General features: G+C 36.7%; 14 protein-coding genes and 1 other RNA gene. 12 read left to right on the forward strand and 3 right to left on the reverse strand.

All coding sequences use genetic code 11. The features are described from left to right. The 10 genes from LB888_RS10690 (at position 1) to LB888_RS10735 (ending at position 9,487) form a co-directional block, all read left to right on the forward strand. Positions 1-900, forward strand: a complete 900-nt coding sequence (locus tag LB888_RS10690) for a deoxyribonuclease IV (protein ID WP_318752908.1) — start codon at positions 1-3, stop codon at positions 898-900. 81 nt (positions 901-981) lie between these two features. Beyond that, the gene (locus LB888_RS10695; protein WP_318752909.1) at positions 982-1,644 is read left to right on the forward strand and encodes a DNA alkylation repair protein; all 663 of its coding nucleotides are present in this window, start codon (positions 982-984) and stop codon (positions 1,642-1,644) included. Between the two features lie 329 nt (positions 1,645-1,973). After that, a complete protein-coding gene (gene sufC, locus LB888_RS10700) occupies positions 1,974-2,744 on the forward strand; it encodes a Fe-S cluster assembly ATPase SufC (RefSeq protein WP_276647341.1) in 771 nt (256 codons plus the stop codon). Positions 2,745-2,755: 11 nt separating this feature from the next. After that, positions 2,756-4,066 carry a Fe-S cluster assembly protein SufD gene (gene sufD, locus LB888_RS10705; RefSeq protein ID WP_318752910.1) on the forward strand — a complete coding sequence of 437 codons (1,311 nt, stop codon included), beginning with the start codon at positions 2,756-2,758 and terminating at the stop codon, positions 4,064-4,066. Beyond that, positions 4,059-5,276, forward strand: a complete 1,218-nt coding sequence (locus LB888_RS10710; RefSeq protein WP_318752911.1) for a SufS family cysteine desulfurase — start codon at positions 4,059-4,061, stop codon at positions 5,274-5,276. The genes sufD and LB888_RS10710 overlap by 8 nt, the downstream gene beginning before the upstream one ends. After that, complete coding sequence (gene sufU / locus LB888_RS10715) at positions 5,263-5,721, forward strand: Fe-S cluster assembly sulfur transfer protein SufU (protein ID WP_318752912.1); 459 nt, start codon at positions 5,263-5,265, stop codon at positions 5,719-5,721. Before LB888_RS10710 ends, sufU begins: the two co-directional genes overlap by 14 nt. Continuing rightward, positions 5,714-7,126, forward strand: coding sequence for a Fe-S cluster assembly protein SufB (gene sufB, locus LB888_RS10720; protein ID WP_078755635.1), 1,413 nt, complete (start codon positions 5,714-5,716; stop codon positions 7,124-7,126). Before sufU ends, sufB begins: the two co-directional genes overlap by 8 nt. A gap of 216 nt (positions 7,127-7,342) precedes the next feature. Then, entirely contained in the window at positions 7,343-7,546 is a 204-nt protein-coding gene (locus tag LB888_RS10725; RefSeq protein WP_066127030.1) for a CsbD family protein, read from the forward strand. A gap of 242 nt (positions 7,547-7,788) precedes the next feature. Continuing rightward, positions 7,789-8,715: an ABC transporter ATP-binding protein gene (locus tag LB888_RS10730; protein WP_318752913.1), complete on the forward strand. Its 927-nt coding sequence runs from the start codon at positions 7,789-7,791 to the stop codon at positions 8,713-8,715. 1 nt (position 8,716) lies between these two features. Then, the gene (locus LB888_RS10735) at positions 8,717-9,487 is read left to right on the forward strand and encodes an ABC transporter permease (protein ID WP_276645671.1); all 771 of its coding nucleotides are present in this window, start codon (positions 8,717-8,719) and stop codon (positions 9,485-9,487) included. Positions 9,488-9,646: 159 nt separating this feature from the next. On the opposite strand, the gene LB888_RS10740 is transcribed toward LB888_RS10735, so the two are convergent. The 3 genes from LB888_RS10740 to LB888_RS10750 all read right to left on the reverse strand — a co-directional run bounded on the left by LB888_RS10740 (position 9,647) and on the right by LB888_RS10750 (position 11,695). Then, entirely contained in the window at positions 9,647-9,916 is a 270-nt protein-coding gene (locus LB888_RS10740; RefSeq protein WP_066127039.1) for a hypothetical protein, read from the reverse strand. 52 nt (positions 9,917-9,968) lie between these two features. Beyond that, positions 9,969-10,160, reverse strand: a non-coding RNA gene (ssrS, locus tag LB888_RS10745) — 6S RNA. A gap of 266 nt (positions 10,161-10,426) precedes the next feature. Next, a complete protein-coding gene (locus LB888_RS10750; protein ID WP_318752914.1) occupies positions 10,427-11,695 on the reverse strand; it encodes a replication-associated recombination protein A in 1,269 nt (422 codons plus the stop codon). Between the two features lie 312 nt (positions 11,696-12,007). Here LB888_RS10750 and LB888_RS10755 point away from each other — a divergent pair, with 312 nt between their 5' ends. Together LB888_RS10755 and LB888_RS10760 are read left to right on the forward strand one after the other, a co-directional pair. Further along, the gene (locus LB888_RS10755) at positions 12,008-13,168 is read left to right on the forward strand and encodes a cysteine desulfurase family protein (protein ID WP_318752915.1); all 1,161 of its coding nucleotides are present in this window, start codon (positions 12,008-12,010) and stop codon (positions 13,166-13,168) included. Beyond that, on the forward strand, positions 13,141-13,479 hold the full coding sequence (locus tag LB888_RS10760; RefSeq protein ID WP_066124465.1) for a cysteine desulfurase: 339 nt from the start codon (positions 13,141-13,143) through the stop codon (positions 13,477-13,479). Before LB888_RS10755 ends, LB888_RS10760 begins: the two co-directional genes overlap by 28 nt. The last annotated feature ends 23 nt before the right edge of the window (positions 13,480-13,502 follow it).

Below are 13,502 nucleotides of genomic sequence, written 5' to 3' on the forward strand. Positions count from 1 at the left end.
ATGTTTATTGGATCTCATGTTTCAATGTCAGGTAAGGATATGCTTCTAGGTTCTGCCAAAGAAGCTGCTTCTTACGGTGCTAATGTCTTTATGATTTATACTGGGGCACCACAAAATACACGTCGTAAAGATATTTCGACATTCAAAATTGAAGAAGCTCGTCAATTTATGGCAGCGAATGGTATTGATTTCTTTACCGTGCATGCCCCTTATATCGTGAATCTAGCCAATACCACTAAAGAAGGATATTTTGATTTCGCAGTTGAATTTTTAAGAGAAGAAATTAATCGTGTGGAAGCGGTAGGTGCCAATCAGGTTACTCTGCATCCTGGAAGTCATGTTGGAGCAGGTGAAGCAGTGGGGATTGCCCAAATTGTCAAAGGTCTAAATGAAGTGATTCGCCCGGATCAAAACGTGCAAATCGCTTTAGAAACAATGGCCGGAAAAGGTACGGAATTAGGACGTACTTTTGAAGAAATTGCACAAATGATTGATGGTGTTACCCATAATGATAAATTATCAGTTACTTTCGATACCTGTCATGTTTATGATGCGGGTTATGATATTGTCAATGATTTAGATGGTGTGTTAAACCAATTTGATAAAATCATCGGTTTAGATCGCTTAAAAGTCATTCATATTAATGATTCCAAAAATCCATTCCATAGTAATAAAGACCGTCATCAAAATATTGGTTTAGGTTCAATTGGATTTGAAACTATTAACCAATTGGTTCACCACCCACAATTGATGCAGTTACCAAAAATCTTAGAAACACCATGGGTGCCAAAACCCGATAATGAGAAGGTAAAAGTAGCCCCTTACAAGCAAGAAATTGAGATGTTAAGAAAAGGTGTATTCAATGAAAATTTAATGGATGATATTTTAAATAATCAATAATCCAGATTGTAGAGACTACCAACAGCAGTATTTTGTTTTGGTAGTCTTTTTTAAGATTTAACAAAGGAGCGAATTGTAGTAATGAGCAAATACACACATGTTTTAACCTTGATTCAATCCGCGACGGACCCACAAAACGCTTTATCAATGAAACAATATATGCGCAATCAATTTGAATTTTTGGGCGTCAAAACACCTGCTAGAAAAGCGCTTATTAAAGAATTTATTCAAAATGAAAAAGCAACTCAAACAATCGATTGGCAATTTGTGAACGATTGTTATGATAGTCAATTTCGTGAGCTGCATTATGTCGCATTGGATTATTTACAAGCAATGGCTAAATGGTTAACATTTGAGGATATTCCTAATCTTTTCCACTTAGCTAAAAAACATCAATGGTGGGATACCATTGACCGCCTAGATCGATTAATCGGTAATATTGGGCTAACGGATAATCGAGTTGATGATTTAATGATCGAATGGTCAAAGAATGAGGATATGTGGCTTAGACGCTTAGCGATTGATCATCAAATCGGACGTAAAGATAAAACGAATGCTGAATTATTAGCCGCAATCATTTTAAACAATTTAGTTAGTGATGAGTTTTTTATTAATAAAGCGATTGGTTGGAGTCTTAGAGAGTATGCTAAAACCAATCCCCAGTGGGTACGTCAATTTTTAGCTGATTATCAACATCAATTATCTTCATTATCATATCGTGAAGCAAGTAAGCATTTAAATTAGAGAAAAGTCTAAAGCCGGAGTAAGTTGGTATATACAGCAATGCGTGAAACTGATTCAGCAGCTAAATTAGACTGAAAATCAACGTAGAAACAAGTAACTGCACTATGGTATTTTAAAGTAATCTTTTGAACTTATCATTCTTATCATGATGGAAAGGATATCAATACGTTGTAGTACTTGATAGACGAAGTGTCAATGCGCCGTACAGTTTTTTATTGTCCATTTCACAAATGGGCTCTGAATTAATAACGATAGTTGAATTTGGGAAAAGATTGAAAGACCATTAAAATTTAGTTACAATATATTTATGAATTTAAGGAGGCGTTCACATGTCTGTTTTAGAAATTAAAGATTTACATGTCAGAATTGAAGACAAAGAAATATTAAAAGGTGTGAATTTAATACTGAATACCGGTGAAATTCATGCAGTAATGGGACCAAATGGTACTGGAAAATCAACCTTAGCAGCAGCAATTATGGGTAATCCTGCGTTTGAAGTCACTCAAGGTGAAATTTTACTTGATGGCGAAAATGTATTAGAGATGGAGGTTGATGAAAGAGCGCGTGCCGGTCTATTTTTAGCCGTTCAATACCCAAGTGAAATCCCTGGGGTGACCAATGCTGAATTTATGCGAGCAGCGATTAACTCACGCCGAGCTGAAGATGATAAGATGGACGTGCGGACGTTTATTAAAAAACTAGATGAAAAAATGGCCTTATTAGATATGCCTGAAGAAATGGCAGGGCGCTATTTGAATGAAGGATTTTCTGGTGGTGAAAAGAAACGTAATGAAATTTTACAATGCTTGATGATTGAGCCAAAATTTGCGATTTTAGATGAGATTGACTCTGGTTTAGATATTGATGCATTAAAAGTCGTTTCTAAGGGTGTTAATGCTATGCGTGGTGAACAATTTGGTTCTTTAATTATTACTCATTATCAACGTTTATTAAATTATATTGAACCAGATGTCGTTCATATTATGATGGACGGAAAAGTGGTCATGACCGGAGGTCCTGAATTAGCACAACGCTTGGAAGCAGAAGGTTATAAAGGGATTAGTGAAGAACTAGGTCTAACGTTAGAAGAGAAAGAATAGGAGTGAATTTAATGTCATTAAATGAATTACACTCACAGTATGAACTATTACCTTTTGCCTATGAATTACCAGAATGGTTTACTCAATTACGAGATGAAGCAAGTGAAAAATGGGCAGCATTAGCACTGCCGGTAATTGAACGCGCTAAATTTCATCGTTGGCCATTATTTAACACCAAAATTGCTGATGTTGAAGCAATGATACATCCATTAACTTATGGAAAAGCCGCTGCGTTAGAATTGACTGAAGCAGAAGGTGCCAAAATTGTTAAAGCAGGCAATAGTACTATTATGGAAAGCTTACCAATAGACTTAAAAGAACAAGGCGTCATCCTAATGGATTTATTTGAGGCGCTAGTCGAATATCCTGATTTAGTCCAACAATATTTCGGTACCGTCATTGAACATCATACGGATAAAGTGGTTGCCTATAACACTGCACATCTCAATGGTGGATTGTTTATTTATGTACCCAAAAATGTTGAAATTGAATTACCAATCGAAAGTATTTTAATGGCCGATGCCCGTTATCAACAAGCATTTAATAAACGCGTCTTAATCGTTGTAGATGAGAACAGTTCAGTTGATTACTTAGAGCGTGTCCAAGCTGAAGGAGAAGCAACCTTTAGCACGACTATTATTGTTGAAGCGATAGTAAAAGCAGGAGCTCGATTAAAATATATGGCCATCGATACCTTACCACAGAATACCCATGCCTATATTAAACGCTATGCAAGGACTGAACGTGATGCTCATATCGATTGGGCGATTGGAGAAATGAATGATAGTAATGTTATTTTAGATTTGGATACTTATTTAGATGGTAATGGATCTGAATCACAAGTGGCGATTGTCGGTATTTCTTCTAATAAGCAAGTTCAAGCCATTGATTCAAAAGTTGTTAATCGTGGTCACCATACGATTGGGAATATTTTCCAACATGGCGTCATCTTAGACCGTTCGACCTTAACCTTTAATGGCATTGGTTTAATTGAAAATGGCGCCAAACATGCTGATGCGCAACAAGAGAGTCGCGTTTTAATGTTATCAGATAAAGCACGCGGAGATGCCAATCCGATTTTATTAATTGAAGAGTTTGAAGTGACCGCAGGCCATGCTGCAAGTATTGGACAAGTCGATGAACAACAATTGCATTACTTAATGAGTCGTGGTTTAACAAAAGAAACAGCAGAATATTTAGTCATACGTGGATTTTTAGGACCGGTTATTTTAAGTATGCCTTCACAAAAAGTACGCGATGAATTAATGGAAGTTATTGATCATAAGTTAATGAGTATTAAGGCAGATGATTTAAATGATTAATCCATTACGTCAACAATTCCCGATTTTAAATCAAACGGTCAATGATGAGCCGTTAATCTACTTTGATAATGCAGCCACTACCCAGAAGCCGCAGGTGGTATTGGAGGCTATGATGCGCTATTATCAAGAAGACAATGCTAATATTCATCGTGGTGTTCATAGCTTAGCTGAAAGAGCGACCACACAGTATGAAGCGGTTCGATCTAAAGTGGCTCAATTTATCGGTGCTAAAGCAATGAATGAAATCATTTATACTAGTGGGACAACGGCGAGTCTAAATTTTATAGCACGTGGTTTGGTTGAACCCATAATGAAAAAAGGCGATATTATTTTAACTACGACCTTAGAACATCATTCTAACTATGTGCCTTGGCAAGCCGTGTGTCAAAGAACAGGCGCTAAATTAAAAATGATGTCCTTAACAGAGGATTTTACAGTTGATTTGGCTCAATTGCCACAATCAGAAGCGTTAAAATCCGTTAAAGCATTGGTAATCCAACATGTCTCCAATGTTTTAGGCGTTGAACAACCCCTTCGACAATTGACTGAGTGGGCACATCAACATAATATCATCGTGATAGTAGATGGTGCCCAAGCTGTCGCTCATCAAAGTCTAGACATTGAAGCCTTAGGAGTCGATGCTTATTGTTTTAGTGGTCATAAACTATATGGACCAACGGGTATTGGAATTTGCTATCTCAATCGTCGTCATCATGAAACATGTCAGCCATTTTTTTATGGTGGAGAAATGATTCATTATGTCGGAGATGAAACCAGTAATTATAAAGAAGCACCTTGGAAATTTGAAGGAGGAACACCACCAATTGCGGAAGTCATAGGATTAGGTGCAGCGATTGATTGGCTAAACGACATCGGCATGAAACCTTTACAAACTTATGTCCAACAGCTAACTCAACGGTTAACACAAGGGATGTCTGAAATCGATGGCGTGACCGTCTATCACCAAGGTCAAAATGGCATTTTAAGCTTTAATATTGATGGGGTTCACCCGCATGATGCGGCGACCGGTTATGATATGGAAGGGATTGCCGTTAGAGCTGGCCATCATTGTGCGCAACCTTTGATGCGCTATTTAGGTGTTCATGCGACGCTAAGAGCCAGCTTAGCCGTTTATAATACAGAAGCAGAAGTAAACCATTTTATTGAAGTAACGAAAAACGTAAAGGAGTTTTTTAATGGCCCTATCTAATTTATCTCATTTATATCGAGAAGTGATTTTAGATCATGCACAACATCCTCATCACCATTATGCTTTAGACAATGCAACCCATCACATGGAATTATTAAATCCAACCTGCGGTGACGCTATTATCGTGCAAATGGTAGTGAAGGATCAGGTAATTGAAGAAGCGGCTTATACCGGACATGGATGTTCGATTAGTATGGCTAGTGCAAGTATGATGACAGAGGCTATTAAAGGACTTACTATTGATAAAGCCTTAAAGTTAATTGACGTTTTTAATCGATTGGTTAAAGGAGAAACTATTGATGAACAATGGGAGATTGCCTTAAAAGATGCTTATTTCCTTGAAGGAGTTAAACAATTTCCTGCACGTTATAAATGTGCGGTATTAGCTTGGAAAGCAGCAGCAGGGGCAGTCGACCCACAGAAAGAGAGTGATTTAGATGACTGAAGTAGTAAGAGAACTTGAAGTGCCAGTCGTGGATGACTATGCTTATGGTTTTAAAGACAATGCAGAAATCATTTTCTCAACTGGAAAAGGTTTAAATGAACAAGTGGTACGCACCATTTCAAAAGAAAAAAATGAACCCCAATGGATGTTAGACTATCGCTTAAAAGCTTTAGATGCCTACTATAATGCTAAAAAAGTTAATTGGGGACCTGATTTATCTGGCTTAGACTTTGAGGATATTACTTATTATCAAAAAGCCACTAATAAACCAGCGAGAAGCTGGGATGATGTCCCTGAAGAAATCAAAAATACCTTTGAACGGCTTGGTATACCTGAAGCTGAACGTGCTTATTTAGCAGGAGCGGCCGTGCAATACGAATCAGAAGCTGTTTATCATAATTTAAAAGCTGAGTTTGATAAACTAGGTATTTTATTTACTGATACGGATACAGCTTTAAAGGAATACCCAGAAATTTTTAAAGAACATTTTGGAACGGTGGTACCGCCCACGGATAATTTTATAGCGGGATTAAATGGAGCCGTCTGGAGTGGTGGAACTTTTATTTACGTTCCTAAAGGCGTAAAATGCGATATTCCATTACAAACATACTTTAGAATTAATAATGAAGGAACCGGACAATTCGAACGGACTTTGATTATTGTCGATGAAGGTGCCAGTATTCACTATGTCGAAGGCTGTACAGCACCGACTTACTCAACCGCTTCTTTACATGGTGCAGTGGTGGAAATTATTGTCAAAAAGGATGCCTATTGCCGTTATACCACCATTCAAAACTGGTCTCATAATGTTTATAATTTGGTAACCAAACGTTCGGTTGCCCATGAAGGTGCGACAATGGAGTGGGTTGACGGTAACCTTGGTGCTCAAGTGACCATGAAATATCCAAGTGTTTACTTACAAGGTCAAGGGTCTCGTGGTACCGTCATGTCTATTGCCTTTGCTGGAGCGAATCAAATTCAAGATGCCGGTGCTAAAATCTATCATAATGCGCCGAATACCTCGAGCTCAATTGTTTCTAAATCGATTGCGAAAGACGGTGGTAGTGTCAACTATCGTGGACAAGTCTATTTTGGTAAAAATTCACAAGGATCCATGTCGCATATTGAATGTGATACGATTATTATGGATGAAAAATCAAAATCAGATACCATTCCATTTAATGAAATCCATAATGGACAAGTGGCTTTAGAACACGAAGCCAAAGTATCGCGCATATCAGAAGAACAATTATTCTATTTAATGAGTCGCGGTTTATCAGAAGCAGCTGCAACTGAAATGATTGTTATGGGATTTGTTGAACCGTTCACCAAAGAATTACCGATGGAATACGCAGTTGAATTAAACCGATTGATCAGTTATGAAATGGAAGGTAGTGTGGGGTAGAAGGACTGTCTATCCAGTCTCTTTATTTATAGCTAGCTCTTTTAACGAAAATCATTTTAATAAACCGATACGTTTCGACACTAATTTTTGTTTTAAATAACTGTAACGCTGTCAGCAATTAAAGTGTTTAAACTTTTATCTCTGAGCATATTATTTCACATATTCATCATCAGGTAGTATAGTAGAAGTATGCTATAAAACAAGGAGGAAATGAATATGTCAAAAGAAAAAAATGAAGCGAAATTAGATAAAGTATCTGGATCAGTAAAAGAAACTGTCGGAAAAGTTACCGATAATGAAAAATTACAATCTGAAGGCGTTGCTGAAAAAGTTAAAGGCGCTGTTAAAGAAGGCATTGAAGATGTAAAAGATACTGTAGAAGGTATTAAAGAAGGTTTATCTGACAAAGAAGATAAATAAATTAATTAAAAGATTGGGCTCTAGGGTCCAATCTTTTTTTGTTTGAAAGTAAAAATAGCGTGGAATTTGATAGCCATCGTCTAATATTGATGGCTCTTTGTCAAATGGTGGGGTTTATTGAGAAAAATCTGTCCACCAACACTTTTAAAAAAGATACTATATTTATAATAATCATTCCATTGTACCTGTGTTCCAATAGATGTTAGAATAGTATCAGATGAATAAAAGGAGATTTCTTATATATGACTTATGCATTGGAAATATCGGATTTAAAGAAGGTTTATGATACAGGAGTACAAGCACTCAAGGGGATTGATTTAAAGGTCTCTGAAGGTGATTTTTATGCGTTATTAGGTCCTAATGGTGCTGGCAAGTCGACGACTATTGGTATAATTACTTCGCTAGTCAATAAAACCTCTGGGACTGTTAAAGTATTTGGTTATGATATTGATACTCAGTTAGAAAAAGCGAAGCAACAAATTGGCTTGGTACCACAAGAGTTCAATTTTAATCCATTTGAGACCGTCCAACAAATTGTGGTCAATCAAGCAGGATATTATGGCGTGCCTCGTAAAGAAGCTTACAAGCGCAGTGAAAAATATTTAAAGCAGGCAGATTTATGGGAAAAGCGTGATGAAAAAGCGCGCATGTTATCGGGAGGAATGAAGCGTCGTTTGATGATTGCTAGAGCTTTGATGCATGAACCCAAACTATTGATTTTAGATGAACCGACCGCCGGGGTTGATATTGAGTTAAGAAGAGGGATGTGGCATTTCTTACAAGAGTTAAATGCTAATGGCACCACCATTATCTTAACGACTCATTATCTTGAAGAAGCCGAGATGTTATGTCGTAATATCGGCATCATCCAAGCGGGCCAACTAATTGAGAATACCAGTATGAAAGCATTATTATCAAAATTACAGCATGAAACTTTTATCTTTGATTTGGGCATATTGCAACAACAACCCAAGTTAACAGGCTATGCATATCAATTTGATGGTGACCAAACTTTGGAAGTCGAAGTTGAGCGCAATCAAGGGGTTAATGATATTTTTAACCAATTAACAGAGCAAGGAATTAAGGTATTATCGATGCGTAATAAATCAAATCGCTTAGAAGAGTTATTCCTGAAAATTACCGAAGAGAAAGATCAGACGGAGGATTAACATGTATAGTTTATATTTTACAGCTTTAAAAAGTTTAGTGATGAAAGAAACCAATCGTTATTTGCGAATTTGGGTTCAAACATTAGTTCCACCTGTCATTACCACTTCACTTTATTTTATAATATTTGGAAAAATGATTGGTGGACGTATTGGTGAAATGGGAGGCTTCAGTTATATGGAGTTTATTGTTCCAGGATTGATAATGATGTCATCGATTACCAGTTCCTATGCCAATGTTTCCTCATCATTCTTCTCTCAAAAATTACAAAAGAATATTGAAGAATTATTAGTAGCCCCTGTACCCACTCATGTTATCATTTGGGGATTTGTATTAGGAGGGGTAGGACGGAGTTTAATTGTCGCTTCATTAGTGACCATGGTGTCATTATTCTTTGTACCATTACATGTTCATTCATGGTTAGTGGTAGTGATGACCATTTTAATGACCGCTATTTTATTTTCTCTAGCAGGTCTGATCAATGGTGTGTTTGCTAGAAGTTTTGATGATGTCTCAATTGTGCCAACGTTTGTACTACAACCCTTAACGTATCTAGGTGGAGTGTTCTACGCTATTTCAATGTTACCACCATTTTGGCAAGCCGTTTCGAAAATCAATCCAATCGTTTATATGATTTCGGGTTTCCGTTACGGTTTCTTAGGGATAGGCGATGTACCGATAGCGATGTCGATTACCATTTTAATCATTTTTATTGTGGTACTTTATTCATTAGCATATTATTTAGTGGATCGAGGTATTGGCTTACGTAGCTAATTTAACCAGTATAACAGTCAAATCCAACCCAAAAGAGCACAATATAATTTAATCTCCCTTGTTTACCACTGTAATAAGTGATAGCAAGGGAGATTTTTTCAAATGAAGTGAATGAACGGAGAAAGTTCAGTCGATTCACACCCAAAGTATAGCATTCTTTTATTTCATCAATTTTACGAAGATGAAGGTGAGTACTCCCGTTAATAAGATAGCCAAAATCATCCAAATGATAAAGAGAGTTTCATATTTTAAGGTAGTTAAAAATAAACCGACTAATCCCATTGAGAAAAAGGCTGAAATGAGAGCTTTAATAATTTTAGTATCTTCAAGGTTTAACCAAACTTTTAATTCATGGCGAAAATAGAATAAATATCCAGCGATAATCAACATTAAGAGGGGAAAAGCAAAATATAAAACCGTTAATATCATATAGTACTCCTTTAATTTCATTTATAAAAAAGCTGGCTCGCGCCAGCTAATAAGAATATCCGAATATGCCGTCAAGGCGTACACATGTAATGAACCCGCAAGTAACTGCAGGTGGGCTTCAAGAAAATCCTTCCTGACTTCCAAGTGTAAAAGGCTTGTCATTCCAGACCTTCAGTAGAATCCCTATATAATAATAAAGTGTTCGGTTCGCACGATGTGTAAACAACGTACACTTCAGATATCTCATCTATGATTATATTATAGCACTAAATGTTTTATAAATAAAGCGTTTTGCAAAAATATCATCAATAAACCGCAACTAATCGCGATATATCAAGCTTTATCGCAAGATATTTATTACTTTTTGCGAAGAGTTTTAATGTTTTATTACTTGAAAATGGAGCGATTAGACAATATAATTCAACCTTATTTAAAAATATTTTTCTGATTAAAAGCGATACTTTTTCAGATTACTATTGATCAAAGTAACACACGATATTCGCTTTGAAATTATGACTGGCTTTTTATTTTTTTATAGACATTAGCGAGGGCTTCTTCATATTTACCAGTTGGCTCTGGTTTGAAGTATTGTTTACTTTTAACATTATCCGGTAAATATTGTTGTAAAACCCAATGACCAGGATAACTATGAGGGTATTTATATTCAACGCCGCGCCCCAATTTAGTCGCTCCGCTATAATGAGCATCTCTCAAGTGATCAGGAATGGGGCCAATATTACCACTACGAATATCAGTGAGTGCACTGTCTAATGCCACCATTGTGGTATTGGATTTTGGACTTAAGGCAAGTTCTACAGTCGCAAAGGCTAACGGAATACGTGCTTCTGGTAAGCCTAATTTTTCTGCTGCTTCAACAGCGGCCACTGTTCTTTCAGTTGCTTGAGGGTTACCCAAGCCAATATCTTCATAAGCAATGACTAATAAGCGACGACAGGCAATAATTAACTCACCGGCTTCCAGTAAAATCGCTAAATAATAGAGGGCAGCATCTACATCACTTCCACGAATGGATTTTTGTAATGCAGAGATAGTATCATAATGGGCATCGCCATCTTTATCATGAGCCAAACGTTTGCGTTGTAAGCATTCTTCAGCAATATCTTGAGTGATGACTACTTTACCGTCTTCATTCGCTTCTGTCGATAAAACAGCTAATTCAAGTGAATTGAGGGCGCTCCGAATGTCGCCATTGGTGACATGTGCAAAATGACGTAAGGTGCTGTCATCCAATTCAACTTGATAGTGACCTAAGCCCCGTTCTGAATCGTAAAGCGCATTGGTTAAGCCTTCAACAATTTCGTCACTCGTTAGGGGCTTGACTTCGAATATTTGTACGCGACTACGGATAGCAGGGTTAATGGATATATAAGGATTTTCAGTAGTGGCACCAATTAAGATCACTCGTCCACTTTCAAGATGGGGGAGCAGATAATCTTGCTTAACTTTATTTAAGCGATGGATCTCATCCAGTAATAAAATGACGGTGCCTGACATCTTTGCTTCTTCAACGACGACTTCGATATCCTTTTTGCTATCAGTGGCAGCATTCAGGACCCGAAAGGCATGTTGCGTACTACCGGCAATGGCACTGGCGATACTGGTTTTTCCTGTGCCTGGAGGACCATATAATATCATGGAAGTTAGTCTTTGAGCACGAACCATGCGATCAATAATTTTACCTGGTCCGACTAAGTGTTGCTGACCAATCACTTCTTCAATTTCTCGAGGTCTCATTCGGTAAGCTAAAGGTTGAGACATGCTAATCCTCCTTTGGTTTTTATGAATTAATATCTCTATTTTAAAATATTTATTAAATTAAAGCAAAAGTCTTGGTTACGTCTTTATTATATGTTATGATACTGAAGTTGTGAATACATTATTATATCCATTTGAATGAAGAAGGTATGATTCTTTCATTTTGAATGACCAAAAGGATTGCTTATTCAATTTTAAAGTTTGTGAAGAAGTTATTCATTAAATGGGTGCTTTAATGATAGGGCCCTTTAATTATCCATACACAAACAAATTGGAATGTAGTATAATAGATATTGTGATAAGGAGGAATGTGTCGTGATATATTTAGATAATGCTGCAACGACACCCGTTGATCCAGAAGTAGCAAACGTTATCCATGAAGCTTTGTTGGAAAATTATTATAATCCATCAAGTGTTTATCAAGCGGGAAAGAAAAATAAACATTTAATTAATCAAGCACGCCAACAAATAAAAGAGCTGATTCATTTACCAAAAGCAGATTTATATTTTACCAGCGGGGCGACTGAAGCGAATAATTGGGCCATTCTGTCACAAGCAAAGAAAGCAAAAGCACTAGGTTATGGTCATCATATTGTCGCTACGGCAATTGAACATCCATCAGTGTTAGAAGTGTTAAAATATTTAGAGACTCAAGGTTTTGACATCACTTATTTAAAACCTCATGATTTAAATTTTTCAATTGAACAATTTATTGCCGCAACCACCCCACAAACAATTGGTTGGGTAGCCATGTTGGTTAACAATGAATTAGGTGCGCGTTTACCGATTGAAGAACTCGGAAAAATTGCCAAAGACCATGTTAAATGGTTCCACGTTGATGCCGTTCAAGCATTTGGTCATGGTAAAGTTGATCTCGAGGCGTTAAATGCCACTTCTTATTCGGCCTCTGGTCATAAATTGGGTGCGCCCAAAGGTATTGGCTTTTTAGCTTATCGACCATGGGATGAAAAAATGACGCTTCAGCCTTTATTGCATGGGGGTGGACAAGAAGCCGGGTTACGTTCTGGAACAGAAAATCTTCCTTATATATTAGGGTTGACGAAGGCTTTTGAATTAGCAAACCAAGCTAATTTAGACAACGTTAGTGAATTAGCGAGTTATTTAATGGCTCAACTCAAGCAAAAGGGCATTCAATTTGAACGTAATGGTGCTCATCAAGTACCATACATTGTTAATTTATATTTTCCTAATATTGATGCAAGTCAGCTGTTAGTCCAAACTGATTTAGCTAATATCGCTATCTCAGCTGGAAGTGCTTGTTCAGCAGGTAGTTTAGAAGTAAGTCATGTTTTATCAGCTTATTATCCAAATGATGACCAGCGTCATCACCAAAGTATTCGATTATCATTTGGTAAACAAAACACCAAAGAAGAGATTGATACTTTTATCCAACAATTAATTAATTTAAAAGAAAGGACCAAACAACTATGGCATTCACAACAACCGCAACATTAAAAGGATTCAATCGTACATTTAGCATGAGCCCAGAATGTAAACCTTATACCTTAAGAGATAATGGTTTCATGGAGACTAAAGGTGGTAATTTTCAATATAAACGACCTTTAGATACGGAACATCGTAGAGGTTTAGTATTGAAAGTGACAGTAAAAAACGATTTGAAAACATTAAAAATCTCTACTGTTACGAGTAATGAATTAACTGCTGTTGATGTCTCAAAATTAGATAATAATGCGATGTTAGTAGAAAAAATTAACTTTATTTTTGATGGTTTTGTCGATCGAAATGTAATGATTGAACACAAATAATAATATAAATAGGAGGTCATGTG

The sequence above is a fragment of the Globicatella sp. PHS-GS-PNBC-21-1553 genome, assembly GCF_033564055.1.
Taxonomy (GTDB): domain Bacteria; phylum Bacillota; class Bacilli; order Lactobacillales; family Aerococcaceae; genus Globicatella; species Globicatella sulfidifaciens.

Coding starts and splice junctions, on each gene's coding strand:
- LB888_RS10740 (WP_066127039.1), bottom strand. CDS start 9,916: ATGATATTAACGGTTTTATATTTTGCTTTTCCCCTCTTAATGTTGATT.
- sufU (WP_318752912.1), top strand. CDS start 5,263: ATGGCCCTATCTAATTTATCTCATTTATATCGAGAAGTGATTTTAGAT.
- LB888_RS10760 (WP_066124465.1), top strand. CDS start 13,141: ATGGCATTCACAACAACCGCAACATTAAAAGGATTCAATCGTACATTT.
- LB888_RS10690 (WP_318752908.1), top strand. CDS start 1: ATGTTTATTGGATCTCATGTTTCAATGTCAGGTAAGGATATGCTTCTA.
- LB888_RS10725 (WP_066127030.1), top strand. CDS start 7,343: ATGTCAAAAGAAAAAAATGAAGCGAAATTAGATAAAGTATCTGGATCA.
- LB888_RS10750 (WP_318752914.1), bottom strand. CDS start 11,695: ATGTCTCAACCTTTAGCTTACCGAATGAGACCTCGAGAAATTGAAGAA.
- LB888_RS10735 (WP_276645671.1), top strand. CDS start 8,717: ATGTATAGTTTATATTTTACAGCTTTAAAAAGTTTAGTGATGAAAGAA.
- LB888_RS10730 (WP_318752913.1), top strand. CDS start 7,789: ATGACTTATGCATTGGAAATATCGGATTTAAAGAAGGTTTATGATACA.
- LB888_RS10695 (WP_318752909.1), top strand. CDS start 982: ATGAGCAAATACACACATGTTTTAACCTTGATTCAATCCGCGACGGAC.
- sufB (WP_078755635.1), top strand. CDS start 5,714: ATGACTGAAGTAGTAAGAGAACTTGAAGTGCCAGTCGTGGATGACTAT.
- LB888_RS10710 (WP_318752911.1), top strand. CDS start 4,059: ATGATTAATCCATTACGTCAACAATTCCCGATTTTAAATCAAACGGTC.
- sufD (WP_318752910.1), top strand. CDS start 2,756: ATGTCATTAAATGAATTACACTCACAGTATGAACTATTACCTTTTGCC.
- sufC (WP_276647341.1), top strand. CDS start 1,974: ATGTCTGTTTTAGAAATTAAAGATTTACATGTCAGAATTGAAGACAAA.